Origin of the sequence: Candidatus Merdisoma sp. JLR.KK006 (assembly GCF_036941035.1) — a bacterium.
Lineage (GTDB): Bacteria > Bacillota > Clostridia > Lachnospirales > Lachnospiraceae > Laedolimicola.
Genome location: NZ_JAYMNS010000016.1, coordinates 14527 through 38802, shown reverse-complemented (window position 1 = coordinate 38802; position 24276 = coordinate 14527). Strand labels below are relative to the sequence as shown.

Below are 24276 nucleotides of genomic sequence, written 5' to 3'. Positions count from 1 at the left end.
CCTCCTATACCTCCTGAAGCGCACTGCTCAAAAGAGTCTTTTGAGTTATCTTTCCGCTTTCAATATCATCTCTATTAAATTCTCCGGTTATTTTTCCGCCTGATACAACCAGAATTCTGTCACTCATGCCCATAACCTCCGGAAGTTCGGAAGAGATCATAATAATCGCAATACCTTTCTTGGCCAAATCACACATAATTTTATAAATTTCAAATTTCGCTCCAACATCAATTCCTCTGGTCGGCTCATCCAGAATCAGGACCTTAGGTTCCGACATCAGCCACTTGGCAATAACCACCTTCTGTTGATTTCCACCACTCAGGTTTCCCGTAGACATTTGAATAGATGAGCACTTTGTGGCCAACGCATTGCTATACTCTTCAACCTCTCTTTTCTCTTTATTTCCATTAATAAATACTCCCGGATGCCGCTTTTGAAGATTAGGCAGAGAAATATTTTCTTTAATGGAACGGCAAAGAACAAGCCCTCTTACCTTTCGATCCTCGCTAACCATAGCAATTTTGTTCGCAATTGCATCACCGGGATTTCGAATTGTTATCTTTTGCCCTCCCATATAAAGTTCACCGGAATCTACTTTGTCGATTCCAAAAATAGCATTCATGATTTCACTTCTTCCGGCTCCAACCAGTCCGGAAAAGCCCAAAATTTCACCAGCATGTACCGTAAAAGAAATATCCTCAAATACACCCTTAGAAGTAAAATTACGAACCTCTAATACCGGCTCTTTGATTGGAACCACTTCTTTAGGATAGATATTGTCCAAAGAACGCCCCACCATCATTTCCACCAGGTCATCCTGTGTTACTCCTTGTGCGGATACGGTCTTAATAAACTGACCATCCCTTAATACCGTAATTCGATCCGTAAGCATCAGAATCTCTTCCAATCGGTGGGAAATATAAATAACGGAAACCTGTTTCTCCGTGAGTTCATGTATCAAACGAAACAGCTTCTGTGATTCTTCATCCGACAGAGACGATGTGGGTTCATCCATAATAATAATGTCCGCATTCTTTCTTACTGCCTTGATTATCTCCAGCATTTGAATCTGCGCCACACTCAGATGCTTCACCTTTGTTTGAGGTGTAAATACAAGCCCATAATCTTTCAAAATCTCCTCTGCCTGGTGATACATCTCCTTGTCATTCAAAAATTTCCCATTCATAATTTCCTCGCCCAGAAAAATATTCTGTGCGATGTTCATTTCCGGAAGAGGTGCCAATTCCTGATGAATCATGGCAATCCCTTCCTTTATTGAATCTGAAATGGATTTGGGGTGGATTTCTTTTCCATTATGCCGTACAACTCCTTCATCCGGGTTATACTCTCCGGTAATCATCTTCATCAACGTGGATTTTCCTGCTCCGTTTTCCCCTACCAGTGCATGTACCTCACCCGGTGCAATCTGAAAGCTGACACCCTTTACCGCATACACGCCCGGAAATCTTTTATGAAGGTTGTCTACCTCCAAACGCCATTGTTCCACGAACGCTCCTCCTTTTATTCTTTTTCCATATCACATTTAAACAGCTTTCGGAGTACTTTCTCATTAATCACTTATAAAAAATTAACTGGCAGGTTCAAATTTGCTCTTCAAATACCGTAATGAATTTTTCAAATATTCATCCAGTGTCTTTTCATCCGCCCCATTGCTCAAATCTCTCCAAACCCGGCAATCTCTTCCTACTTCTCCACCCTGCTTCAAGAAGGGCTCCATAACAACGCCCTTTTTATAATCTATATCCCGCAACGCCTGGCCTACGGCTTCCCAGTTAATGGTCTCATTCATTCCCGGAAGCTTGCGATTCGCCTCACCCACATGAAAATGCCCCAACATACTGCCAGCTTTGCGAATTGCATTACACATATCATCTTCTTCAATATTCATATGGTAAGTATCCAGAAGAATGTTAATACTCTTTTTCCCAATTGCTTCACAATATTCAATGGCCTCTTGGCAGTCTGTTAAGATATATGTCTCGTTTCTATTAAGCACTTCCAACGCACATTCAATTCCCAGATCATCGGCCACAGCTCCTACTTCTCTAAGCATTGGAATACTTCTTTCCCAAGCCGCCTTTTTGTCTGTTTCCACAAAGTCCGTAGGCCAAAAGGAATAAATAGCTCCTGCCAATACCGGAGAATGAATTATAGACATTTTCTTTATAATCTCCTTAAAATATTCCAACCCATTTCTTCTTACTTCCGGTTCGGAAGAAGATAAATCATACTGCTTTGCCGGACCACTATTTGTAGAAAAAGTAAGTCCATAATTTCTCCCAATTGCATCCAGCTCATTTAGTTCCGTTTCATTCATATGATATATATGATCTGCCGTAACTTCTAACATATCGAAACCAAATCCTGACAACTTTTCAGCCACTCTCTTATACTTTTCCAAATCACACTGCCAAGTTGTTCCCCAATAAGCATGTCCCATTCCAAATTTCATTGTTTTCTCCTCTCATATTGTGCTCGTGCAACATCTTCTTAAAAATAAAATTTTTCCGTAATATCACAGTTTTACATATATTTACCAACTTGCTCTAGTATTTTTTGTGCTCGTGCTCTAATCGTAGGCTTATTATATCACCATAAAAAGATATATTCAATCGGCATTTTCTATAATTATTTACAATATTTTTATTCAATTTGTACAAAAATCTCTTCCATAAAGCTGATTATAAAAACAGCTTCCTATTTTTTCGGATCTTTTTCTAGACACGAGCACAATTCTTTGATATTCTTTTTAATATATGGCTTATGACAGAAAAACCATCATGAAACGAGGCACAATATGGGTGTAACAATCAAACAAATCGCAGAACTGGCAAATGTCTCTCGCGGCACTGTTGATAAAGTCCTGAATCATCGTCCCGGGGTCAAAGCCGAAACAAAAGCAAAGGTTCTACAAATTGCTAAGGAACTAAATTATCAGCCTAATTTTCTTGGAAAAGCTCTGGTCCAAAGCAAGGAACCCACAAAACTCGGTATCATCCTCACACCGGACTATAACCCTTATATTCAGGCTATGTTAAAGGGAATCAATCAGGCCAAAGAGGAATTTGCCCCTTTTAACTTAGACATTTCCGTAAAAATTCTGGCCACACTGGAGCCTGCGGAGCTAGTAAATCTTCTCACGGATATGAGCACAGATAGTTATGATGGAATTGCCGTATTCCCCATTGACGACGAGCAGGTAAAGACCAAAATCAATCAGCTTACGGAACAGGGTATTGTTATTATAACATTCAACTCAAAGATTGACGGAATACACGATCTCTGTTTCTTGGGACAGGATCATGTCCAGGGCGGCGCTGTTGCCGCAGGCTTAATGGGGCGCCTTCTTCCTTGCGGAGGGCAGATTGGAATTATTATCAGTTCTCACAATCTCTCTTGTCACCAATGCCGTTTAGAGGGTTTTCAGCAAAAGCTGAAGCAAAAATATTCTAATTTTGATATTGTGGAAATCCGCGAAAATCAAGATCACAAAGAGGAGGCTTTTAAAATCACTTTGGAATACTGTAATAAGTATCCCGAACTAAAGGGACTTTATATTACAGGCGGTGGAATTATTGGCGTCGGACGAGCTTTGGACATTGCCAGGAAATCAGAAAAGCTAAAAGTTATTTGCCACGATCTTGTTCCTGATACAATTACACTTCTTCAGAATGGAACCGTAGACTTTGCAATTGGACAGAATGCATCCAATCAAGGCTACCAGCTTGTAAAGATTCTTTTCGATTATATCATCAAGCGCCAAAAGCCGAATGGGTATTATATGAAAATCCCCATCACGATTGCCACGGAAGATACCATTGATTATTTTGAAGAGTAATCTATCTATGTTTTTAAATTTCAGAGCTGTTCCCAGACAAAGCAATACCGCAGACACGCTTTTGTGTGTCTGCGGTATTCCATTAATATACTTTTTAAATTACCGAATCGTCTTATACAGCGGACCATAAGCCTTGCATGCTCTGTAGTCCTGTCCCTCTTTATCCATACCAAATGCATTCCAAGCTGCCGGGCGGAAGATCTTCTCCTCCGGTACGTTGTGCATGCAAACCGGAATTCTTAACATGGAGCAGAAAGTAATCAGATCCGCACCAATGTGGCCGTAGCTGATAGCACCATGATTTGCACCCCAGTTGTTCATTACATCATAAGCAGTCCTGAATGCACCTTCACCTGTACATCTGGGAGCGAACCATGTGCAGGGCCATGTATAGTCGGTTCTCTTCCAGAGCTTGTCGGTCACTTCCTCGGGAAGCTTCAAGGTCCAGCCCTCTGCAATCTGCAGAACCGGTCCCAAGCCTTTCACCAGATTCAGGCGGATCATGGTTGCCGGCATCTCAGCATTGGTTACGAAACGAGAGGAATATCCGCCGCCCCGGAAGTATCCGTTGTCAGCAGCATTCCAGGTGGTTGCTTTCAGGATTGCTTCCTGATCTGCTTCCGTTACATTCCACCATTCCTTCATGCAGGGATTGCCGTTCTCATCTTTCGCCTCTCCGCATGCATCCAGACAAGCCGCGCCGGAATTAATCAGATGGATAAATCCGTCCGCATCCTTTGCCTTCCCTTCAATCTCATAGCCGGTTGCTCTCTTCACGGAATCTCCGCTCCAATAAGTACGAACATCCGCAAAAATCTGAGCACGGTTGGTCAGAAGCTTCATAAACAGCATGCCAAGTCCGTTCAGTGTATCATTCTCTGTTGCCAGAACATAGGGCTCTCTTGCTCCGTTCCAGTCAAAGGAAGTATTGAGCATTGCCTCCGGAAAATCACAGTTGGGATAGAAGTCTGTCCATTGTCTCTGTCCCTGGAAGCCTGCTGCGATTGCGTTGTGTCCGATAGCCTCTTCTGAGAACTTGGGATCCAGCTTGTCGCTTCCGCTCATGAGATCCTTGATGATAACCATCATCTTTACTACGAACTCCCAGTCCGCATCCTTCTGCTCTCTGGTCTTCTGAATCTCTTCCGGATTCTTGTCAAAGCCCTCAATGCATTTCTCTCTCGTCCATTTCAGAGCTTTCTGGAACTCTTCCTCGTCGTAGATGCCCTCAGTCATCCGGCGGATAATCTCCACCTCATCTACAGACTCTACTCTCATGCCCAGATATTCTTCAATAAAAGCCGGGTCAATGATGGAGCCGCCGATTCCCATACAGATGGAACCGATCTGCAGGTAGGACTTGCCTCTCATAGTTGCTGCTGCAACTGCGGCACGGCCGAACCGGAGCAGCTTCTCCTTTACATCCTCAGGAATGCTGGTGTCATCCGCTTCCTGAACATCATGGCCATAGATGCCGAATGCCGGCAGGCCTTTCTGTGCATGAGTGGCCAGTACGGATGCCAGATAAACAGCGCCGGGACGCTCTGTTCCGTTAAAGCCCCATACGCCCTTGATGGTCATGGGATCCATATCCATAGTCTCAGATCCATAGCACCAGCAGGGTGTGACGGTTAAGGTAATGTCCACGCCTTCCTTTTTGAACTGCGCTGCACATCTTGCGGATTCTCCTGCGCGTCCAATGGTAGTCTCGGAAATAACAACCTTTACCGGCTCGCCGTTGGAATAGTGAAGATTCTCTTCAAACAGCTTTGCTGCTGATTTTGCCATGTTCATGGTCTGCTCCTCAAGAGAGCCTCTTACATCCAGAACGCCTCTTCTGCCATCAATGGTCGGCCGAATGCCAATCACAGGATAATCGCCTACTAATCTGCTTTTTGCCACTTTACATACCCTCCATACTCGTTTTATAATTTTTTATAAAAGCGGAGTTACGTCCGCTCCGTTCTTAGGTGTTTTCATTATATAATATTTTTCAGAAAATTGCACGTAAATTTCGATTCATATCTGGACATTTTTTGTACTAATTGTTATACTTTCACTATAAATATTCATTTCTTTTATGAATTTCGTCAACTTAGAGGAGAGGAAACGGGAGAATGAAAGCTTTTCATGAAGTACGCAGCTACGATTCCGATTTTATGGTCTGGCATTCCAACTATAAAAATATCGGTTTTCTTGCCCATTGGCACAAGGAAATCGAATTAATCTACGTGCGCTCCGGTTCCTGCCGCCTTAGTATTACAGATGTCAATTTCACAGCCCATGCCGGAGATCTGGCAGTCTGTGAAAGCGGCCAGATTCATTACAGCGATTCCCATCATATGGACAATTCTTTGGATTTTATTATATTTGACACTTCTATTTTAGGAGGACTTTTTGAGAACCCTCATTTTGTGCATCCGCTGGTTACAAAAGAGGAATTGGCACATTATGGCCTTTCCGAGCGTTTGGCAGCACTCATTGATATTGTTTCGGAAGAACTGGAGCAGAAGAAGCCTTACTATCAGGAGATCGTGATCTCTTCTTTGCAGACATTCTGGTTTTTGTTAAAGCGTTCTCATCCAAGAGCAGAAACAAATTCCGTACCTGATAACCGCAGAACTCGGATGCTTGCAGATTTTCAGTCTCTTCTCTCCTATATAGACGATCATTATGCGGACAATATTTCTCTGGAATATGCGGCTGCAGATATGAACTTCAGCACTGGGTATTTTTCTAAAATCTTCAAGAAGCTTATGGGCATCAATTTCGTTACCTATCTGAATCTGGTACGAGTGGAACATGCAGCCTATGAGCTTCGCAATACAGAGCAAAAATTTACAGAGATTGCGCTCAACTGCGGTTTTAACAATATTCGAACTTTTAATCGGGTTTTCAAGGAAATTACTGGTTGTACACCTTCCGAATTTCTGCAGATTCCGGATCCGGATATTTATAAGCGCACCTATTACAATCGGCGTTCAGAAGAACGGGAGTTTGTGAAACATGATTCTCTGACACTCGTTAAAAATTTTTAGTCAAATATCCCTGGCACATTCATCTGCCTTGATGCTTGGGGGAACAAATACATAAGGAGGTTTTCATGACAGATAAGCCCATATTATATCGGAAGCGGCTGATTCCCAATGAATGTATTCGTCTGGATCAGGATGAGATTCTCTTACACAAGGAACAGCTATTGGTCACTCGCTGGAATACGATTCGTCCCAAGAAAGATCTGGATCATGGCATTTCGTGTTTTCTTTTGGATAAAGGTTGGAAAATCAGCCAATTTATCAACCGGGAAGATCAATTGATTTGCTGGTATTGTGATATTATTGACTGGAGCTATGATTCGGATACGGACACTTATGTTTTTACCGATCTTTTAGCCGATGTGCTTATCTATCCCTCCGGTCAGATTCGGGTAGTGGATCTGGATGAAATTGCCGATGCCATGGAACAGGGATTACTGGATCAGACTCAGCTCTGCCTCTGCATGCGCCGTCTGGATGCTTTGCTGCGTGAAATCTATTCCCAAAAACTGCTGCCCTCCCTGGAATCTTATTGGCTTCTGTAGAAATCTTACAAAACAGCAGACCTTCCACGTTCTCTCTCTTTCTTCAAGAGCATCGGACCTGAAAAGTCTGCTGTCTTATTTTATTGCTTATTATACTTCCAATTGGATTTTCCGACCTGTAGCCTGATATTCTACCAACTCTACACCTGCTGCGCGAAACATCCGCTTGGAGGCCAGAACCGAAGCCGTGCTCGCATACTTGTCGCACCCATAAACCACTGTCTTGATTCCTGCCTGAATAATTGCTTTGGCACATTCATTGCAGGGAAACAAAGTTACATAAATCTTTGCCCCTTCCAGGCTTCCTCCACGATAATTCAAAATCGCATTCAACTCGCCGTGAGTGACAAAAGGGTATTTTGTCTCGTTCTCTTCACCTGTTCTCTCCCAGGGAAATTCATCATCATCACAGCCATTCGGAAAGCCATTATAGCCCATAGACAAAATCTTATTATTCGGGCTCACAATACAGGCCCCCACCTGCGTACTGGGATCCTTGGAACGCATGCCGGATAAGGCTGCAACTCCCATAAAATACTCGTCCCAGCTAATATAGTCGTTTCTCTTTCCGCCCATATATTTCTCTCCTATTCAAGCCCCAGAGGCTCTACTTTGTTCCGAAAATGCGGTCTCCTGCGTCTCCCAGACCAGGGACAATGTAGCCGTGCTCATTCAGATGATCATCCATGGCTCCCACATAAATATCCACATCCGGGTGGGCCTCCTGCATACGCTTAACACCCTCGGGAGCTGCAATGATACACATAAAGCGAATATTCCGCACTCCCCTGTCTTTCAGCATCTGAATAGCCGCCACAGAAGAGCCTCCGGTAGCCAGCATAGGGTCTACCACAAAAACATCCCGCTCGCTGCAATCCGCCGGAACCTTGCAGTAATACTCTACCGGCTCTAAGGTTTCCTCATTCCTGTATAGGCCGATATGCCCTACCTTGGCAGAAGGAATCATGGCAAGCATTCCCTCTACCATTCCAAGACCAGCCCTCAAAATCGGAATCACTGCCATCTTCTTTCCTGATAATTCTTTTACTGTAGCCTTACAGATAGGCGTCTCAATCTCCACGTCCTTGAGCCTTAAGTCCTTGGTTGCCTCATAGGTAATCAGGCTTGCAATCTCGCTGATCATGGCCCGAAAATCTTTGGAGCCTGTCTCCACCCGTCGGATCACGCCAATTTTGTGCTGAATTAGCGGATGTGTCATAACAACTACCTTTGACATCTTCTTCTGTCCCCCTACTCTTCATCCATTTGTCTTACCCTGTTTATATGTCTCTCCCCATTAGAAAATTCTGTATTTAAAAAAGTATCCACAATCTTCACTGCCAATCCGGGGCCGACTACCCGACCGCCCATAGCAAGAACATTCGCATCATTATGCTGTCTTGTGGCCTCCGCACTGAAACAGTCGCTGCAGAGAGCAGCGCGAATCCCCTTAAAACGATTGGCAGTAATGGAAATTCCAATTCCAGTTCCGCAGATCAAAATTCCTTTTTCGCACTCTCCGGAAAGAATTGCTTTTGCCACTTTTTTTGCATAAACCGGATAGTCTACAGCTGCCATGCTGTCACATCCCAAATTCTTATATTCCAATCCCTTCTGATCCAAATAGGCAATTACTTCCTGCATCAATTCATAACCGCCATGATCACATCCTAGCGCTATCATAATTCTGCTACCTCCATGCTCATTTATTTTCCTAATTATATCATTTTTTTATGGAATAGCAAATGCTTTCTTTTCTTGGCCCCCCTATTGGTTCAAATATCTCATAACCCCCATATGTATAGCCCATACTAATTGATCCTGATACCCCTCATCCTTCAGCTTTCCATTTTCTTCCCAGTTGCTTAAAAAACCGCACTCTACAATCACAACCGGAGACTGCGTCTTCTTCAGCAGATAATATGTATCATTGGCTTTGGCCTGCCTGTGATTCTCCGGGTCCGCAAAACGGACCAGTTCTTCCTGAATCAGCTCCGCAAGGTCCTGGCTCTCCTTGGACGTGCCGTAGTAAAAAACCTGGGCCCCCTGTATTGCCTCTTCATGGTAACTGTTCTGGTGAATGCTGACCACACAGGCCGGCTGTTCCTCATTGATCAGTTCACAGCGCCGTTTCATATCCTGGGCCTTTTTGTTGGATGCATTTTCATCATACAGTCCCCGATCCTCTTCTCGGGTCATCACCACCTCAATGTCCTGCTGCTCCAGAAGCTCTTTCAACTTCCAGGCAATCTTCAGGTTCAGATCCTTTTCCTGGGTTCCATCCACGCTGATTTTGCCCGGATCATTTCCTCCATGTCCGGCATCCAGAATTACCAGTCGGGTATCAGAACGTTTCGCCTCCCCTTTTGCCTGTTCCCAAAAGCTTCCTCTCGCAAAATAGCAGGCGCTCGCCAGAACCAGAACCGCCATTCCCAGCCCCATAACACGGCTCTTCCCTATAAGCCGATCTTTTAATCTTCGTAAAATCTCCATTAAAAAACCACCATATATCCATTTCTAAAATATATGGCGGTTTCTTTTATTCCATGTATTAATTCACATATCTCAATATAATATCCCAGATATCCTGCCGCTCAAAGCCCAGCTTCCATGCGGAGATACCGGCCAAATTATACTCCCGAATCAGAGCCGCTTTCTGTTCAATGGACTCCTCATCTTCAAGCCAAACCTTGTAGGTATTACCGTCTGCTTCATATTCTGCATAATATTGTCCGCATTCATCATTCCAAGTTTTCTCTGCCCCATGCTCTGCTACTATCTGTTCAATAGTATCCATACCATAAGCTCTGCTGGTGACAACATAGGGAACAAATTCCTCACTTTCCGATTCCTCCGCCAATTCTTCCTCTGTCTTAGGCCGCTCTTCCCATAGTCTGGTATAGAAAGGCACTGCATTGATCACCTTTTCTGCAGGTACCTCTTCTAATGTATTCTCAATTCCCTTTCGTACCCAGTCGATACTAGCCACGGAGCCGGCCTCAGGAGAGGTGGCATAGTGCTCATCATAGCCCATGATTACCACATAGTCTGCTACAATTCCCTGCTCTTTTCGGTCATAGAACAGATTATGATCTGCAGGCACATAGTTGTCCACAGAAAGAACAATTCCATTCAGCCGGCACATAATGGAAAGTTCTCGTATAAATTGTACATATGCCTTGGCCGACTCTGCACTGATAAACTCTAAGTCTATGTTAAGGCCATCCAAATCAAATTCAATCGCTTTGGCAATCAGATTATTTACCAGCCGCTGCCTGGAAGATGTTCTGGATAAAATCTCATAATCCACAATCGTATCCTTGTGTGCAATATCCTCTACTAATGCCCAGACCTCAATTCCGTTTTGGTGACAATAATTCACGTAGGTCTGGCTTGCCAAAGACTCAATATTGCCATCATTGTCGCTCAGGAAAAACCATGTGGGAGAAATCGTCGTCAATCCCTTGGTCTTGGCAATGGCCTCAAGCACCGTATTATTGGCATCTGCATTGGTTACCTGATGCCATGCCATATTTATGATATAATCCTTCTTAATGCTTGCATACTCCGGATCTTCATAATTCGGTTCTTTGGTTTCCTGCCCCGTCTCTCCCAGATACTTATTGCGGATATACCCTATAAATCCGTTGCCGGTGCGAACCCTGGTCCACTCTTCTGCCTCTTCATCCGAAGACAATACATAGAGTATATCTCCTTTCACTACATCCGTAAGAATCGGACTCTTAATGTTTGGTTCAAAACGTACTCTGGCGTCTTTTTTCACTGATATGGTATCCACAGTGCCAAAATTTCTCAGAATGTGTACCCGGTTCACTTCTTCAGTCATCACTTCAAATTCCATGGCTGTATATTTCTGGATATATTTCAGTGCTACATATGCTGTATCTCCGTCCACCTTCACCGGCACGTAATCTTCTGTATATTTTGTCTTTGCCACGGAATACTCATTGCTTCCCACCTCAGCAGTAATAATCTCTGTAGGGGTCGTATAAAGAAGCAGGTTCTCCTTTGCATCCCAGTAGAATCTGGAATTCAGATACTCATACAGGAGATCAGTAGTCACATAGGCTTCCCCGTCAATAATCCTTGCCCGAAGCTCTGTAAGCTCATCCTCCAAAATAATTGCCGCCTGATCTCCCTGCTCCAAATTAAAATATGTATATAAGTCCATTCGTTCATCAGATGGACTGTATTTTTTCACCAGATAATTAATCAACATGACAATCAAGATAATAACTATCAACAGTACGGCGGCCAGAACCGGCACCAACTGTCTTCTGTCATTATTTCTTTTTGCCCTGGATCTCCTCTTTCTTCTTCTCTTCTTTGCTGTCATGACAGAATCCTCCTATTCTCTACCATAATAGCAGAATTTTTTCCGCACGTCATCCCCATTTTTCGACATTTTGCAAATTTAAGAAAACACTAAGTTTTTGAAGCTGCCGCACTGCGGATCTGTTTCCAGTCCAGCGTCCGCATCAGAGGGGATCCGTTTTGCACGCTCTAAATCCGCAGAGCCGCTGCTTCCTCCAAAAGGAGATCGTGATAGATATACAGGAGAGACCTGACTGCTTTTTCATATTTGTTTTACAATCGTGGAATGTTTCACCGAAATGGTGGATCAGAATCGAACGCCTGACTTACACAGGTCCTATGTAATATGAATACCCCGCCTCCTTTCCGCAGGCGGTCCTCCCATGTATATTATATTCGGATTTTCTTTAAAAATGCATGCCTATCAAAAAATTTAGAAAATTTTAATAAAAAAATTGGCATTTTTGGCATATTGACTTCTCTTTAAATATTGTATATACTTTCAAAAATGTATATAATAGTTATAAACAACATGATTTCAGATTTGGATGTGGTGATTATGAGAATAGAAAAGTTGAATGACAACCAGATACGCTGTACACTAACCCGAGACGATTTGGCCACCCGCCAGATCAAGCTTAGTGAACTGGCATATGGGACAGAAAAGGCCAAAGAGCTGTTCCGCGATATGATGCAGCAGGCTTCTGTTGATTTTGGATTCGAAGCAGATAATATTCCCTTGATGATTGAGGCTATTCCTCTTCCCAATGAGTGCATCGTTCTGATCATTACAAAAGTGGAAGATCCGGAGGAACTGGATACCCGTTTTTCCAAATTTGCCCCCGGAAGCGACAATCGTTTTGAAGATGTTTCCGAATTGGGAAGTGTTCTTCCGGAAGGTGCAGACAATGTGCTGGATATGTTCCGTAAACTCATTGAACGTCATCTAAAGGAAGGGACTCAGGAAGAGCAGGAAGAAAAAGCCATCGCTCTGGCTCAGGAACTGGATTTAACACGCCTGTATTTCTTCTCCAGCCTGGATTTGATTATCTCTGCTGCACATGTTCTTGAAAACTGTTATAGCGGCTGTAATACCCTGTTCCGCTTAAAGAAGGACGGCAGTTACTGTCTGGTTGCAAGAAAGAGCAGCCATACACCGGAAGAATTTAATAAGATCTCCAATATTCTCTCCGAATACGGCTCCAGTGAAAAATATGCAACCGCCAGTGAAGCCTATCTGGAAGAGCATGAAGAACTGATGATTCGGGACGAGGCTTTACAGAAGCTCGCACTTCTATAAGTACAGCAGTAAAATGCAGATGCCGGTATAAAAAGTATCTTTAACAAAATTGAGCCGGGACGATTCTCTCATAAATAGAGAAATATGTCCTGGCTCCATTCTGTTAAGCGCATCTTTGTTTTTCTATTCTGCTTCCAGAAATGCATTCAGCCGGGCTGTCAACACATCCGGATCCATTCCATGGACCATAGCAGCCTCTTCCAGTGATTCAAACTGATGAGACGGGCAGCCTACACAGTGCATTCCTTCCCGCATAAGAATTCCTGCCATATTCTCATCCACCTGAAGAATCTGACCCATCAGCATGTCCTTGGTAATCTTTGCCATCTGAAGCTTCCTCCTTTTATCTGTATTCCCAGTATAACATGCGATTGTTAAAAGTGAGTTATACTAGTATCTGCATAAGTGCAGAATTTATTATAATGTAATTCCGACTATTTTGCAAGGATTTATCCGTTACTGTTCAAATTTTCTCTTTTATTATTTTTCCACTTGTATAATTGTGCACTTTATATTAAAATACACGTAAGGTCCCAAACGGATCGGAACGAGAGAGTATAAGGAGGATCGGTATTATGGCATATGTAATCAATGACGATTGCGCAAACTGCGGTTCCTGCGCAGCTGTATGTCCTGCTGAGGCGATCAGCGAGGGCGATGGCAAGTACGTAATCGATGCTGATGCTTGTCTGGATTGCGGAACCTGCGAAGCAGAATGTCCAACCGGCGCTATCAGTGCAGAATAATCAAGTTTCTCCACATTGGCTGTGGAAAAATCAAACTTAGGAAAAGAAGAAGCAGTAGTGAGCTTTCATTACTGTTTCTTTTTCTTTCTCCAATAGTAAAACAGGCTGCCCAACACTGCGCCAACCGCAAGGACCGCTGCTGCTGCCTTTTTATAATTCCTCCCCGGAATGCGAAATGCTGCTTCCGGCGCTTCCACCCCCTGCTGCACAATAGCTATTCGTTCTGTAACCTGAATCTCTTCACTTACCAGTTCATACATATTTTTACGATACGTAGTATCTTCTTCTTTCCATATCTCATAAGCTTTCAGAAGCTCATCTTCTGTAACCTCACCAGAACCGCAGTCTGTAAAATCCTGTACTTTCTTCCGGTATGCAAGTTCTGCCGCCCTTCTTCCCCGATTCATCTGTTCTACAACAGCCGCAAACCGCTGAGCCGGATTTTCTCGGACATTTGCAATATTTACGCCTTCTGCAAATTCTTTCCCGCTGTAGCTTCCAATCCGCTCTCCGTTGATATAAATATCATAAACCGCATCTGCCTGCAGATCCTGTACCTGTATTATTTCTCGATTCAGCTTATCAAGAATATCGAGGCTGGCATCTGCCTCATAATATTCATCAGATACTCCCATCGGCAGTCGTTCTGACCGATAGTCATAATATATATACCCATCCTTATAATGCAAATTAGATACATGCGCATCCTCCGAATAGATCTTTCCCTTCTCAAACTCAACACTGGAAACATCCCTCAAAGCGCCCTGCTGCTGCAAGAAAAGATAAGCCAGATATATCTGCCCATCCGTATTGACATGCAGCAAATCCTGCTGCATAATACTTCCTTTTGGCTCCCTCTCAGACAGAGTCTCTGCCAGTTCTGTCAAAGGCTCCTGAAATTCGATTAATCCAACTTGCTGTTCTTCTGCAACCTCTCTGGTAATATCTGACACACTTTGGTATCCCTTCTGCACCAGAGATTGTAATTCATCTGAATCCCCGGCATCCTCCTGGTATTTATTACAGGGGACCGCCAAAGTTGTCGTATAAATCTCATCACACTTTATGCCATCCTCCTCCAGCATTTTCAGAAATACAGCCAGATTTTCCCGGTACTCTTCCAGATTTTCTTCTCTTTCCTCCCTGCTCTCCTCATAAATCTCTGTGTTTTCATACAAATTTCTTTTTAAACCATTAATTCCATACTCTAAAACAACCCTGTCCAAACCTGCTGCTGCCGGATCTTTCTTATATAACTCTATACCGTTAAGTACTGTGGCACCTCCCACTCCCAAATTGCGCAGCTCTATCTCTACTTCCGGCATATGTGTCACATAATAATTGTACAGCACATGGGTATAATTTATTTCTGAATATTCTGCATGGGTAATACTATCTCCCATAAATCCCACTGTCTCTCCATTCTGAAAGGCCTGATTCTCATTCTTCCCTGTCAGCAATCCCAATATCAGAATACCTAAAAGTAATCGTCTCAACACTGTCCACCTCTCAAATTTATAGTTTCATTATAATCAGCCGTCCGCTTTACTTCAAGATTCATTTTTGCTATAATAAGGAAAATTTCTATGAAAAGGATAAAACTGTTTATGAAAAATTCCAAATATATAAATTATGCTTTTACAGGGCTTATTGTTCTGATCGGTCTGATCTTTGTCTGGAGGGCTTTTTATGGCATCAATTACAATGATGAAATGTACTATTCTGGCTGCCTCTACCGATTATTTCAGGGCGATGCCTATCTGGTTCAAGACTGGAAAATTCATATAATGTCTTGTATCCCTCTTTATCCTTTTTATATTCTCTTCCGGCTCGCAGTTGGTTCTAATGAGGGTATTATTTTATATCTGCGGATACTTTATACCATATTCCAGCTTGCTGTCGCCCTTGTATGTTTCCTGCGCCTGAAGCGTTTTGGATGGGCCAGCTTTTTTGTTGGCCTGATTTATCTTTTATTTACCCCCTTTAATATTGTTACCTTGTCCTACAATACGATGGGACTCGGTTTTGCCATGCTGACCTTCGCTCTCCTTGCCGGCCCGAAAAAGCACCCTGTCAGAGACTTTATTCTCTGTGGCATCTGCCTTGCTTTTTGCATTTTATCCAACCCCTTCGCTGTTATCCTTTACTTCCTTTACGGGACAGCCTGTGTAGTCCAAACCATCCTCTGTAAACGGAAAAAGTGTCGTGGATGGGATGAACTTTCTCTTGTTGCTTTTCTATGGATTACATTGGGAGCTTTTCTGATATTTACTATTTTTTTACTCATGCTTTTTGAGAGGGCTTCCCTTCGGGATCTAGTGCATACATTTATTTATAATTTTAAAATGCCGGGCCATGAGCAGAATCCCTCAGAATGGACACACAAGCTGTCTGCATATCTCAAAAGAATTTACCAGTACTATCCCTATCTCATATGGTGTACCGGACTTACCTGCCTTATCTCTTCTCTTGATAAAAAACGGATGGCTCATGCCCTGTGGTATATTCTTCCCACTTCAATTACAGTGCTCTACTATCTATATTACTTTGGATTTATTCTGAACTATGTGCCTACGAATTTCTGTGTTATGCCATTGGCATTTCTGGAATTTCTATGTTTTTGGCTGCTTCCCAAAAAGGAGCTAAAGTATTTCTGGCTCTGGTTCATACCCGGAGTTTTGTACTCCCTGTGCTCACATTTTTCTTCTGACACAGGTATCCTCTGCATTACCTCATCTTTTGTTCTGTGCAGTTCGATTGGCGCTTTATTCTTCTGCGCCTTCTTAAAAGAGCTGTTAATAGGACGTTCCATTGGACGCAATATAGGAAAAGCTGCTGCAGGCTGTATCATGGCTGTGTTGACTGCTCATATCTGCATTAACGCCTATTTGCGAATCTCCTTCTTTTACAACGAAGCTCCTTTGCCCGAGTTGACTACCCAAGTAAATGTCGGTCCGGCTAAAGGACTTTATACTTCTTCTGGTATGGCTGCCTTCCATACCGAGCGCATAATAGATTTGGAATCTCTCTCCCTTACACCAGAAGATACTCTCCTTGTTCTGGGCATGGAGCCCTGGGCATACCTGTGCACAGATGCCACCTGCGCAAGTTATACTTGCTGGGGTATCTTTGATGAGTTTGTCTATAAAATTTATCTGAATATTTTCCCTGAAAAGTACCCTACAGTCATTTACTGTACAGATTATGAGGAATCTCTTCAGAATCAACCAATTATACAGGAATTTCTTGATCAAGGATACGAAGTTATTACTCTGGAATCCGCCACTGCACTTGTGAAAAATTAAAATTCCTTTTAAAATATACTTTTCCATAAACCGGATTAAGAGCAGACCTACACAGTCTGCCCTTTTCTTTGTCCAAAAAAGCTTCGTTTTTTCCGTTCTTCTTTTTTCAGCAGCGCACGTTCTTTTCGAGTCTTCTGGGAGCTGCGGATTGCCTCATCCAGACGTTTGAAACGCTCATCTTCTCGTTCTTCCTTCATCCGCAGCAAATAATCCATCTCCTTAATCACATGGCCGCTGACTTGTGTGCTGATCTCTCTCCCCATCTTCTCTGTATGATCCTCCAAAGCTTCGGAAATCAGCCGGCTCATAATGCACTGGAATTGCTGCATCTTTTCCTCTCGGGCCGCTGCCTGTCCCTCGGCCGGAACCGGAAGCCTGTCCACCCTTGCCAGAAGATGGGTAATCTCCGTCTCACCTTTCTCCAAGTCCGGAATCAGCATCTTAATAGCTTTCAACTGTACTCCCTGTTCCTTCAATTCCCTGATTCGCCTAAAAAGCTGAACATTTTCTTCTGTATAATAGCGGTGGCCCATTTCATTGCGGCCAATGGAAAGCTCCAGCTCTTCCTCCCAGTAGCGGAGTACATGTGCTTCTACATCTACTAACCGAGCCGCATCCGAAATCATATACCGCACTTCGCTCATACTTATCCCTCCGATTATATGTAAATTTTTTCCATATTCTACATTATAACAGTTTTAGACAGAATTGCAAGAAAAATTTACATATAATGGAAAATTCCAAGGCCTTTTTACATAACAGGCCTTGGACTATAATTTTTAAATGCAGTATACTCCGGCATCCACAGAAGATTGATTGTGCCAATAGGACCATTCCTCTGTTTTGCCACGATCACTTCCGCCAGATTCTTCATTTCCGAATCCTTATTATAGTAGGAATCCCGGTACAAAAACATGACCATATCCGCATCCTGCTCGATGGCTCCCGAATCACGGAGATCCGAAAGAACAGGCCTGTGATCCGGCCGCTGCTCTACCGCACGGCTAAGCTGAGACAGGGCCACCACCGGCACGTTCAGCTCTCTTGCCAAGCTCTTTAAGCCTCTGGAAATATCAGAAATCTCCTGCTGCCGTGAATCAGTGGAACGGCCTCCTCCTGTCATCAACTGCAAATAGTCGATCATAACAATTCCCAGCCTGTGTTCCAGCTTGTACTTCCGGCATTTGCTCCGCAGATCCGCCAGCGTAATACCTGGTGTGTCATCAATTATAAGATTGGAGCGAGCCACTCCTTCTGCACCCTCTACCAGGCGCTCCCAGTCATTGTCCGTGAGATTTCCATTTCGGAGCTTCTGAGCATCCACGCCAGATTCCATGGAGAGCAGACGATTAACCAATTGCTCCTTAGACATCTCCAAGCTAAAAATAGCAACTGTCACATTATTGCGGAAGGCCATATACCCCGCAATATTTAATACAAAAGCAGTCTTTCCCATGGAAGGGCGAGCCGCAACCAGAATCAAATCCGACGGCTGAAAGCCTGATGTCTGATAATCCAGATCCTTAAAGCCGGTAGCAACTCCTGTAACGTTCCCCTTGGTTCTAGAAGCTGCCTCAATCTTCTGAATCGCATTCAGCACCACCTGCTTGATAGGTACAAATTCACCACTGTTCCGCCGCTGCACCAGATCAAATACCTTTTTCTCTGTCTGCTCCAAGACTTCTTCCAGGGACTCCACTCCACCATAGCAAAGATTGTTGATCTCATCATTTACCCGAATTAGCTTTCGTAAAGTAGACTTCTCTGCCACAATGTTGGCATAATATTTGATATTGGTGGAAGTAGGCACGGAGCCTAAAATATCTCGTACAAATTCCATGCTGCTAATCTCTTCCGGAACCTCTTTGGCCCGAAGCCGATTCTGCAGCGTGACCAAATCTACCGGCTCATTTTGATTAAACAGCTCCACCATGGCTTCAAAGACAACGCCATACTGTCTCTGATAAAAATCCTCTCCTGTAATAATCTCAGAGGCAACAAGTATCGCCTCCCTGTCCATAATCATAGAACCTATCACTGACTGCTCTGCCTCCTGACTGTGAGGCATCGTCCGTTTGATAATTGCTTCTTCCATCTTATGCTTCTCTTACATTCACCTTGAGCTGTGCTGTCACTTTAGGATGCAGCTTAATAGGTACCATCTGTGTCCCAACTGTCTTAATGGGACTGGGAAGCTGCATCTTTTTCTTATCAAGCTCGACTCCCAGCTGGTCTTGGGCTGCCTGTGCTATCTCTTTTGAGGAAACAGAACCGAATATCTTTCCTCCCTCTCCTGCTTTGATGCTTACATTGACCTCCATCTTAGAGATTCGCTCGGCAAATGCAACAGCCTCCTCATAGACCTCCTTGGCAACCTTTTCCTCATTGGCCTTCTTCAGCTTCAAATCGTTCAGATTTTTTGGTGTTGCCTCTACGCCCAGCTTTTTTGCCAAAATAAAATTTCGGGCATAACCGTCATTCACATCCACCAGCTGCCCTTTCTTCCCTAAGGACTTTACATCCTCTATCAAAATTACTTTCATTCGAATTCTCCTTCCTCCTGCATTTTTTCAATGGTATGCTTTACAATCTCCATAGCTTCTTCCACGCCGCAGTCCAATTGGGCCCCTGCCATATTCATATGGCCTCCGCCCCCCAAACGCTCTGTAAGAATCTGCACATTCACCTCATCAATGGAACGAGCGCTTACAAAGGTACGATGTTGATAATAAGTCAGCACAATAGACGCTCGAACCCCTCTAATATCCAGCAGCTCATCTGCTACCTGAGCTCCCACAATGGTAGGACTCTCAAGGTTCTCATTTGGGCATACGGAAATAGCAAATCCATGGTATACCTCTGCATGGCGGACTGCCTCCGCCCTTGCCTTGTATTCTACCATTTCATTGCGGAACATCTTACGTACACGAGTTACATCTGCACCGCAGCGTCTCAAAAATGCCGCCGCCTCAAAAGTACGAACCCCCGTTCTCCTCATAAAGTTATCCGTATCCAGAACAATTCCCGCATAGAGGCAGTCTGCTTCTGTTGTCTTAATCTTCAGACCCTCATCAAAATACTGAAGAATCTCCGCCACCATCTCACAAGCGGAGGATGCATAAGGCTCTATATAGGACAGCACAGCATTCTCTATCTGTTCATTTGTCTGACGATGATGATCCAGCACTACAATCGTGGGAGTTCTGCCAAGGAGTTCACTGCATTCTGTGTAATTGGGTCTGTTAGTGTCCACCACAACCAGAACGGTATTTCTGTCAATCAGTTCCAAAGCCTCATCACTGCGAAGGAACATATCTGTCTCATAAACCGGATTATCGTTAAAGCTTTCTCTTAAGGGGCGTACTGAATTGGTAATATCGTTGATGACTATATAGGCTCGTTTCCCCAATACCTTAGCTGCCCGATAAATGCCGACGGATGCACCAAAGGAATCCATATCCCCCATCTTGTGCCCCATAACCATCACTTTCTCTCGGCTCTCAATAAATTCCCGAAGAGCATGGGCCTTTACACGTGCCTTTACTCGGGTTGCCTTCTCCATCTGCTGAGTTTTGCCGCCAAAGTAGGTAATGCTTTCTCCTTCCTTAGTAACTACCTGATCACCGCCTCTCGCCAAAGCCAAATCAATGGCAATACGGGCATAATCATAGTTTTCTGCGAAGCTTGAACCGCTTAATCCAAGGCCCATACTTAAGGTTACAGCCATTTCATTTCCAATGTTAACTGTCTTCACATCCTGCAAAAGTTCAAACTTATTCTCTCTCATAATGGGCACATGCTTTTCCTGGATGGCAATGAAGTATTTATCCTTCTCCATCTTTTTCACAATGCCCCCAAAGGCTCCAATATACTTGTTAATCTTCCGATCCACCAAGGCAACCAGAAGAGAGCGGCGCACTTCCTCCACTGTTTCCAGAGCTTCCTCGTAATTATCCAGATAAATCAGTCCGGCTACCAGCCGTTCTTCTTTATTCATTCGGATATACGTATTAATCTCTGTCTCATCAAACATATAAATAGCAATCAGTGTTCTTCCGTCTTCTTCCATCTCCACAAGAGCATTATCTTCCATAATGTGCTCCAAATACACTCTTCGGATATCTACCCGGAGGTCTCTCTCTTCTGTAGAAAACCGGATGGTTTTACTGTCTTCTCCATCCTCACTAAGAAATTCTTCTTTGGAAAACTCCGGAAAGAACCAAGAAATCGACTTGCGGAGGCTCTTTTGGTTCTTCCCGCTGACTTCAAAAAAAGCCGTATTTCCCCATAAGACCTTCCCTTCCTCATCCAGGAGAGCATAGGGAAGAGCCAGCTCCTTAAGAAGCTTCCTCTGAATCTGGCCATATTGAGTTGCAAAGGAAATCAGCTCATTGTAAATCTGTGTTCTGCTGCGCAGATACAGAAAAATAACAATCAGCAAATAAATCACCAGAAAAGCTGATACCATAATTCCTGCCTTTATGGATACCGAGTACATACATGCATTCATAGCAAGCAACAGAATACTCAATAATAAGAGCCACCGGGTATAGCTTTTCAATTGGCCCTTTAAATGAACCTTCTTTTTCATTATTTATCTCCATAGTCAAATGCTTGTGTCCGCAAATTGCAGACAGGGATTTAAAATCCCCTGCTCATTACCGTATTGTACCACATATTTTTCATATTTGCCATATAATTTCCGGTTATACATGTAAAAAGAGGGTGTCCCAGACCGGCTTACGGCTTTTGGTACACCCTCAATATATTTTATTTCTTCTTATTAATCCATTACATAGGGCATCAAGCTGATGTGGCGAGCTCTCTTAATAGCAACTGTAAGGGCTCTCTGATGCTTTGCACAGTTTCCTGTGATTCTTCTGGGAAGGATCTTTCCTCTCTCAGATACATATCTCTTTAATTTATTCACATCTTTGTAGTTGATATCATTATTTTCTTTTCCGCAGAATACGCAGACTTTCTTTCTTCTGCGTCCCATGCCTCTTCTTCTCATGGGAGCATCGCCTTTATCGGATTTTGTGTAAGCCATGGCTTTTACCTCCTTATATGATCTCTCTTTTCATTCCACGATTGTTACTATGAAAGTTTCTTTTCCGCATAGCGGAAAACTGAGTTCAGGGATTCCCCATGCGCCACTGCCAACTTTCATTTATGGTGGTGCGCCAATGGGGTGCATGTGGGTTTACTATGAAAGTTCCCTTTTCCGCACAGCGAAAAGCTATGTTCAGGGATGCCTCATGTACCACTCCCGACTTCTATTAACGCTGGTGCGCCAATGAGGCGCATGCAGATTTAGTTGAAGGGCAGCTCTTCATCAATGCCGTCTGGGATGTTCATAAAACCGTCGCCTGCCGCTGCTGCCGGCTCCGGCATACTCTGCTGGAATGGGCTCTGCTGCTGGTAGCCGCCGGTATGTTCACCTGCTGCCGCTTTGCTCTCCGCAAATTCCTGCTCTTCCACCACCACGTCCGTTGTGTAGACCTTCTGTCCGTCACGGTTGGTATAGCTTCCCGTCTGTATCCGGCCGGTAATTGCAATCTTGGTGCCCTGGCGCAGATACTTCTCCGCAAACTCTGCCTGCCTTCCAAAGGATACGCAGCCGATAAAATCTGCAGTCTGATCTCCGTCTCTGCGGAATCTCCGATCTACGGCCAATGTATATCTTGCTACCGCTGTGGCGTTCTCACCCTGTGAGTAGCGCACATCCGGATCACGTGTCAAACGTCCCATTAAAATCACTTTATTCATACTAACAATCCTCTACTTTCCGGTTAAACCTTTAGTCTATGCGTCTTTGCGAACACACAGATAGCGGACAACATTTTCCATGATGCGAACATGTCTCTCCACTTCAGCCGGGCAGGTTGTATCTGCTTCAAACTGAATAAAGTAGTAGTATGCTTCTCTCATGTGCTGAATCTCGTAAGCAAGTCTCTTCTTGCCCCAATCCTCAACCTCAGTAACAGTTCCGCCGTAACGGGCAATGTACTCTTTTGCCTTCTCTACAGTGGCTGTTCTTACGTCATCTTCTACCTTTGCATTCACAACCAATGCTAATTCATACTTGTTCATGCTTTACCTCCTTTTGGTCTCTGGCTTCCTCTCTGTGAAGGAAACAAGGAAATTAATAATCTATCACGAAACCAAACTATAACATATTTTTTCCGGAAATTCAAGTGCTTTTCCCCAAAATACACATACAAAAAAGACAAACCTCGAACGCCGCTATTTGGGCGTTCGAAGTCCTCTGGTGTTCTTCTCCACTAGCTTTCTGGCAATCATAATCTGGCGGCCGCAGCCCAGACATTTCAAACGGAAGTCTGCTCCTACCCGGAGTATCTCCCATTCAGAACTTCCACAGGGATGCTGCTTTTTTAGCTTTACGATATCCCCTACCTTATATTCCACTTAGCACCTCTCCTATATTCGCCTGTATAAGCAAATCCGCCTTCCCATCTCTGGGCGTATCCGCCCGGTTGATGACAACCAGATGCTTTCCTGTAAAATAGTCAATCAGTCCGGCCGCCGGATACACTGCCAAAGATGTTCCCCCAATAATCAGAAGATCCGCCTGGGCAATGGCTTCCACCGCTCCCTGGATGGTCCGGTTATCAAGCCCTTCCTCATAGAGAACCACATCCGGCTTAATCAGACCGCCGCATTCGCAGTGCGGCACTCCCTCTGATTTCAGCATATAACCGGCATCATAAAATTTACCGCAATTCTGGCAGTAATTCCGATGTACGGACCCATGGAGCTCATACACCTTCTTGCTTCCGGCAAATTGATGCAGACCATCAATATTCTGGGTTACAACGGCTGCCAGCTTCCCCATTTCCTCAAGCTGAGCCAGCTTTTTATGAGCCGCATTGGGTTTCGCATCCAGGCACAGCATTTTCTTCTTATAAAATCGATAAAATTCTTCTGTATTGCTTACGAAAAAGCTGTGGCTTAATATGGTCTCCGGCGGATATTTCCATTCTTGATGATACAACCCGTCCGTACTGCGAAAATCCGGAATTCCGCTCTCAGTAGAAACTCCGGCTCCTCCGAAAAATACAATCCGGCTGCTTTCCTCCACATAATCCTTCAAACGTCCGATTCGCTCCTCCGTTGTCATGCTGTCCCTT

At 43.9% G+C, this 24276-nt stretch carries 25 protein-coding genes; 6 read left to right on the top strand and 19 right to left on the bottom strand.

The window, feature by feature from the left end:
- Window positions 1-4 precede the first annotated feature (4 nt).
- Both VSQ61_RS13210 and VSQ61_RS13205 read right to left on the bottom strand, forming a co-directional pair.
- Complete coding sequence (locus tag VSQ61_RS13210) at window positions 5-1507, bottom strand: sugar ABC transporter ATP-binding protein (protein ID WP_334344888.1); 1503 nt, start codon at window positions 1505-1507, stop codon at window positions 5-7.
- Between the two features lie 81 nt (window positions 1508-1588).
- The gene (locus VSQ61_RS13205; RefSeq protein WP_334344887.1) at window positions 1589-2473 is read right to left on the bottom strand and encodes a D-psicose 3-epimerase; all 885 of its coding nucleotides are present in this window, start codon (window positions 2471-2473) and stop codon (window positions 1589-1591) included.
- A 345-nt stretch (window positions 2474-2818) separates the two neighbouring features.
- Here VSQ61_RS13205 and VSQ61_RS13200 point away from each other — a divergent pair, with 345 nt between their 5' ends.
- Complete coding sequence (locus VSQ61_RS13200) at window positions 2819-3859, top strand: LacI family DNA-binding transcriptional regulator (RefSeq protein ID WP_334344886.1); 1041 nt, start codon at window positions 2819-2821, stop codon at window positions 3857-3859.
- Between the two features lie 99 nt (window positions 3860-3958).
- On the opposite strand, the gene VSQ61_RS13195 is transcribed toward VSQ61_RS13200, so the two are convergent.
- Window positions 3959-5761, bottom strand: a complete 1803-nt coding sequence (locus tag VSQ61_RS13195) for an L-fucose isomerase (protein ID WP_334344885.1) — start codon at window positions 5759-5761, stop codon at window positions 3959-3961.
- Window positions 5762-5976: 215 nt separating this feature from the next.
- Between VSQ61_RS13195 and VSQ61_RS13190 the strand changes: the two genes are divergently transcribed.
- Together VSQ61_RS13190 and VSQ61_RS13185 are read left to right on the top strand one after the other, a co-directional pair.
- A complete protein-coding gene (locus VSQ61_RS13190) occupies window positions 5977-6897 on the top strand; it encodes an AraC family transcriptional regulator (protein ID WP_334344884.1) in 921 nt (306 codons plus the stop codon).
- 65 nt (window positions 6898-6962) lie between these two features.
- Window positions 6963-7439 (top strand): DUF402 domain-containing protein, encoded by a 477-nt coding sequence (locus VSQ61_RS13185; RefSeq protein ID WP_334344883.1) that lies wholly within the window; start codon window positions 6963-6965, stop codon window positions 7437-7439.
- A 90-nt stretch (window positions 7440-7529) separates the two neighbouring features.
- On the opposite strand, the gene VSQ61_RS13180 is transcribed toward VSQ61_RS13185, so the two are convergent.
- The 5 genes from VSQ61_RS13180 to VSQ61_RS13160 all read right to left on the bottom strand — a co-directional run bounded on the left by VSQ61_RS13180 (window position 7530) and on the right by VSQ61_RS13160 (window position 11796).
- Window positions 7530-8015 carry a deoxycytidylate deaminase gene (locus VSQ61_RS13180; RefSeq protein WP_334344882.1) on the bottom strand — a complete coding sequence of 162 codons (486 nt, stop codon included), beginning with the start codon at window positions 8013-8015 and terminating at the stop codon, window positions 7530-7532.
- Window positions 8016-8046: 31 nt separating this feature from the next.
- Entirely contained in the window at window positions 8047-8676 is a 630-nt protein-coding gene (gene upp, locus VSQ61_RS13175; RefSeq protein ID WP_334344881.1) for a uracil phosphoribosyltransferase, read from the bottom strand.
- Between the two features lie 14 nt (window positions 8677-8690).
- Complete coding sequence (gene rpiB / locus VSQ61_RS13170; RefSeq protein ID WP_334344880.1) at window positions 8691-9122, bottom strand: ribose 5-phosphate isomerase B; 432 nt, start codon at window positions 9120-9122, stop codon at window positions 8691-8693.
- Window positions 9123-9206: 84 nt separating this feature from the next.
- Window positions 9207-9932: an N-acetylmuramoyl-L-alanine amidase gene (locus VSQ61_RS13165; RefSeq protein ID WP_334344879.1), complete on the bottom strand. Its 726-nt coding sequence runs from the start codon at window positions 9930-9932 to the stop codon at window positions 9207-9209.
- A gap of 58 nt (window positions 9933-9990) precedes the next feature.
- Window positions 9991-11796 (bottom strand): glycosyl hydrolase family 18 protein, encoded by a 1806-nt coding sequence (locus VSQ61_RS13160; RefSeq protein ID WP_334344878.1) that lies wholly within the window; start codon window positions 11794-11796, stop codon window positions 9991-9993.
- Window positions 11797-12333: 537 nt separating this feature from the next.
- Here VSQ61_RS13160 and VSQ61_RS13155 point away from each other — a divergent pair.
- Complete coding sequence (locus VSQ61_RS13155; protein WP_334344877.1) at window positions 12334-13074, top strand: adaptor protein MecA; 741 nt, start codon at window positions 12334-12336, stop codon at window positions 13072-13074.
- 123 nt (window positions 13075-13197) lie between these two features.
- Here the strand turns inward: VSQ61_RS13155 and VSQ61_RS13150 are convergent, their stop codons facing one another.
- Window positions 13198-13401 carry a DUF1858 domain-containing protein gene (locus tag VSQ61_RS13150; RefSeq protein WP_172543116.1) on the bottom strand — a complete coding sequence of 68 codons (204 nt, stop codon included), beginning with the start codon at window positions 13399-13401 and terminating at the stop codon, window positions 13198-13200.
- Window positions 13402-13649: 248 nt separating this feature from the next.
- Here VSQ61_RS13150 and fdxA point away from each other — a divergent pair, with 248 nt between their 5' ends.
- Entirely contained in the window at window positions 13650-13820 is a 171-nt protein-coding gene (gene fdxA, locus VSQ61_RS13145; RefSeq protein ID WP_172543115.1) for a 4Fe-4S ferredoxin, read from the top strand.
- 68 nt (window positions 13821-13888) lie between these two features.
- Here the strand turns inward: fdxA and VSQ61_RS13140 are convergent, their stop codons facing one another.
- On the bottom strand, window positions 13889-15316 hold the full coding sequence (locus VSQ61_RS13140) for an SGNH/GDSL hydrolase family protein (protein WP_334344876.1): 1428 nt from the start codon (window positions 15314-15316) through the stop codon (window positions 13889-13891).
- A 90-nt stretch (window positions 15317-15406) separates the two neighbouring features.
- On the opposite strand from VSQ61_RS13140, the gene VSQ61_RS13135 reads away from it, so the two are divergent.
- Complete coding sequence (locus VSQ61_RS13135) at window positions 15407-17125, top strand: hypothetical protein (protein ID WP_334344875.1); 1719 nt, start codon at window positions 15407-15409, stop codon at window positions 17123-17125.
- A 47-nt stretch (window positions 17126-17172) separates the two neighbouring features.
- On the opposite strand, the gene VSQ61_RS13130 is transcribed toward VSQ61_RS13135, so the two are convergent.
- The 9 genes from VSQ61_RS13130 to VSQ61_RS13090 all read right to left on the bottom strand — a co-directional run bounded on the left by VSQ61_RS13130 (window position 17173) and on the right by VSQ61_RS13090 (window position 24266).
- Entirely contained in the window at window positions 17173-17769 is a 597-nt protein-coding gene (locus VSQ61_RS13130) for a helix-turn-helix domain-containing protein (protein WP_334344874.1), read from the bottom strand.
- Window positions 17770-17876: 107 nt separating this feature from the next.
- A complete protein-coding gene (gene dnaB, locus VSQ61_RS13125; protein WP_334344873.1) occupies window positions 17877-19220 on the bottom strand; it encodes a replicative DNA helicase in 1344 nt (447 codons plus the stop codon).
- Window position 19221: 1 nt separating this feature from the next.
- Window positions 19222-19668 carry a 50S ribosomal protein L9 gene (rplI, locus tag VSQ61_RS13120; RefSeq protein ID WP_334344872.1) on the bottom strand — a complete coding sequence of 149 codons (447 nt, stop codon included), beginning with the start codon at window positions 19666-19668 and terminating at the stop codon, window positions 19222-19224.
- Window positions 19665-21716, bottom strand: coding sequence for a DHH family phosphoesterase (locus VSQ61_RS13115; RefSeq protein ID WP_334344871.1), 2052 nt, complete (start codon window positions 21714-21716; stop codon window positions 19665-19667). Before VSQ61_RS13115 ends, rplI begins: the two co-directional genes overlap by 4 nt.
- Before the next feature lie 192 nt (window positions 21717-21908).
- The gene (gene rpsR, locus VSQ61_RS13110; RefSeq protein ID WP_334344870.1) at window positions 21909-22175 is read right to left on the bottom strand and encodes a 30S ribosomal protein S18; all 267 of its coding nucleotides are present in this window, start codon (window positions 22173-22175) and stop codon (window positions 21909-21911) included.
- A gap of 263 nt (window positions 22176-22438) precedes the next feature.
- Complete coding sequence (locus VSQ61_RS13105; RefSeq protein ID WP_334344869.1) at window positions 22439-22894, bottom strand: single-stranded DNA-binding protein; 456 nt, start codon at window positions 22892-22894, stop codon at window positions 22439-22441.
- 36 nt (window positions 22895-22930) lie between these two features.
- Complete coding sequence (gene rpsF, locus VSQ61_RS13100) at window positions 22931-23218, bottom strand: 30S ribosomal protein S6 (RefSeq protein WP_172542823.1); 288 nt, start codon at window positions 23216-23218, stop codon at window positions 22931-22933.
- A gap of 153 nt (window positions 23219-23371) precedes the next feature.
- Entirely contained in the window at window positions 23372-23554 is a 183-nt protein-coding gene (locus VSQ61_RS13095; protein WP_334344868.1) for a DUF951 domain-containing protein, read from the bottom strand.
- A complete protein-coding gene (locus tag VSQ61_RS13090; protein WP_334344867.1) occupies window positions 23544-24266 on the bottom strand; it encodes an NAD-dependent protein deacylase in 723 nt (240 codons plus the stop codon). Before VSQ61_RS13090 ends, VSQ61_RS13095 begins: the two co-directional genes overlap by 11 nt.
- Window positions 24267-24276: the final 10 nt, after the last annotated feature.

Bases quoted from the DNA above. Each gene is read 5' to 3' on its own strand.
- VSQ61_RS13205 (WP_334344887.1), bottom strand. From the start codon at position 2,473: ATGAAATTTGGAATGGGACATGCTTATTGGGGAACAACTTGGCAGTGT.
- VSQ61_RS13200 (WP_334344886.1), top strand. From the start codon at position 2,819: ATGGGTGTAACAATCAAACAAATCGCAGAACTGGCAAATGTCTCTCGC.
- VSQ61_RS13190 (WP_334344884.1), top strand. From the start codon at position 5,977: ATGAAAGCTTTTCATGAAGTACGCAGCTACGATTCCGATTTTATGGTC.
- VSQ61_RS13185 (WP_334344883.1), top strand. From the start codon at position 6,963: ATGACAGATAAGCCCATATTATATCGGAAGCGGCTGATTCCCAATGAA.
- VSQ61_RS13180 (WP_334344882.1), bottom strand. From the start codon at position 8,015: ATGGGCGGAAAGAGAAACGACTATATTAGCTGGGACGAGTATTTTATG.
- upp (WP_334344881.1), bottom strand. From the start codon at position 8,676: ATGTCAAAGGTAGTTGTTATGACACATCCGCTAATTCAGCACAAAATT.
- rpiB (WP_334344880.1), bottom strand. From the start codon at position 9,122: ATGATAGCGCTAGGATGTGATCATGGCGGTTATGAATTGATGCAGGAA.
- VSQ61_RS13165 (WP_334344879.1), bottom strand. From the start codon at position 9,932: ATGGAGATTTTACGAAGATTAAAAGATCGGCTTATAGGGAAGAGCCGT.
- VSQ61_RS13160 (WP_334344878.1), bottom strand. From the start codon at position 11,796: ATGACAGCAAAGAAGAGAAGAAGAAAGAGGAGATCCAGGGCAAAAAGA.
- VSQ61_RS13155 (WP_334344877.1), top strand. From the start codon at position 12,334: ATGAGAATAGAAAAGTTGAATGACAACCAGATACGCTGTACACTAACC.
- VSQ61_RS13150 (WP_172543116.1), bottom strand. From the start codon at position 13,401: ATGGCAAAGATTACCAAGGACATGCTGATGGGTCAGATTCTTCAGGTG.
- fdxA (WP_172543115.1), top strand. From the start codon at position 13,650: ATGGCATATGTAATCAATGACGATTGCGCAAACTGCGGTTCCTGCGCA.
- VSQ61_RS13135 (WP_334344875.1), top strand. From the start codon at position 15,407: ATGAAAAGGATAAAACTGTTTATGAAAAATTCCAAATATATAAATTAT.
- VSQ61_RS13130 (WP_334344874.1), bottom strand. From the start codon at position 17,769: ATGAGCGAAGTGCGGTATATGATTTCGGATGCGGCTCGGTTAGTAGAT.
- dnaB (WP_334344873.1), bottom strand. From the start codon at position 19,220: ATGGAAGAAGCAATTATCAAACGGACGATGCCTCACAGTCAGGAGGCA.
- rplI (WP_334344872.1), bottom strand. From the start codon at position 19,668: ATGAAAGTAATTTTGATAGAGGATGTAAAGTCCTTAGGGAAGAAAGGG.
- VSQ61_RS13115 (WP_334344871.1), bottom strand. From the start codon at position 21,716: ATGAAAAAGAAGGTTCATTTAAAGGGCCAATTGAAAAGCTATACCCGG.
- rpsR (WP_334344870.1), bottom strand. From the start codon at position 22,175: ATGGCTTACACAAAATCCGATAAAGGCGATGCTCCCATGAGAAGAAGA.
- VSQ61_RS13105 (WP_334344869.1), bottom strand. From the start codon at position 22,894: ATGAATAAAGTGATTTTAATGGGACGTTTGACACGTGATCCGGATGTG.
- rpsF (WP_172542823.1), bottom strand. From the start codon at position 23,218: ATGAACAAGTATGAATTAGCATTGGTTGTGAATGCAAAGGTAGAAGAT.
- VSQ61_RS13090 (WP_334344867.1), bottom strand. From the start codon at position 24,266: ATGACAACGGAGGAGCGAATCGGACGTTTGAAGGATTATGTGGAGGAA.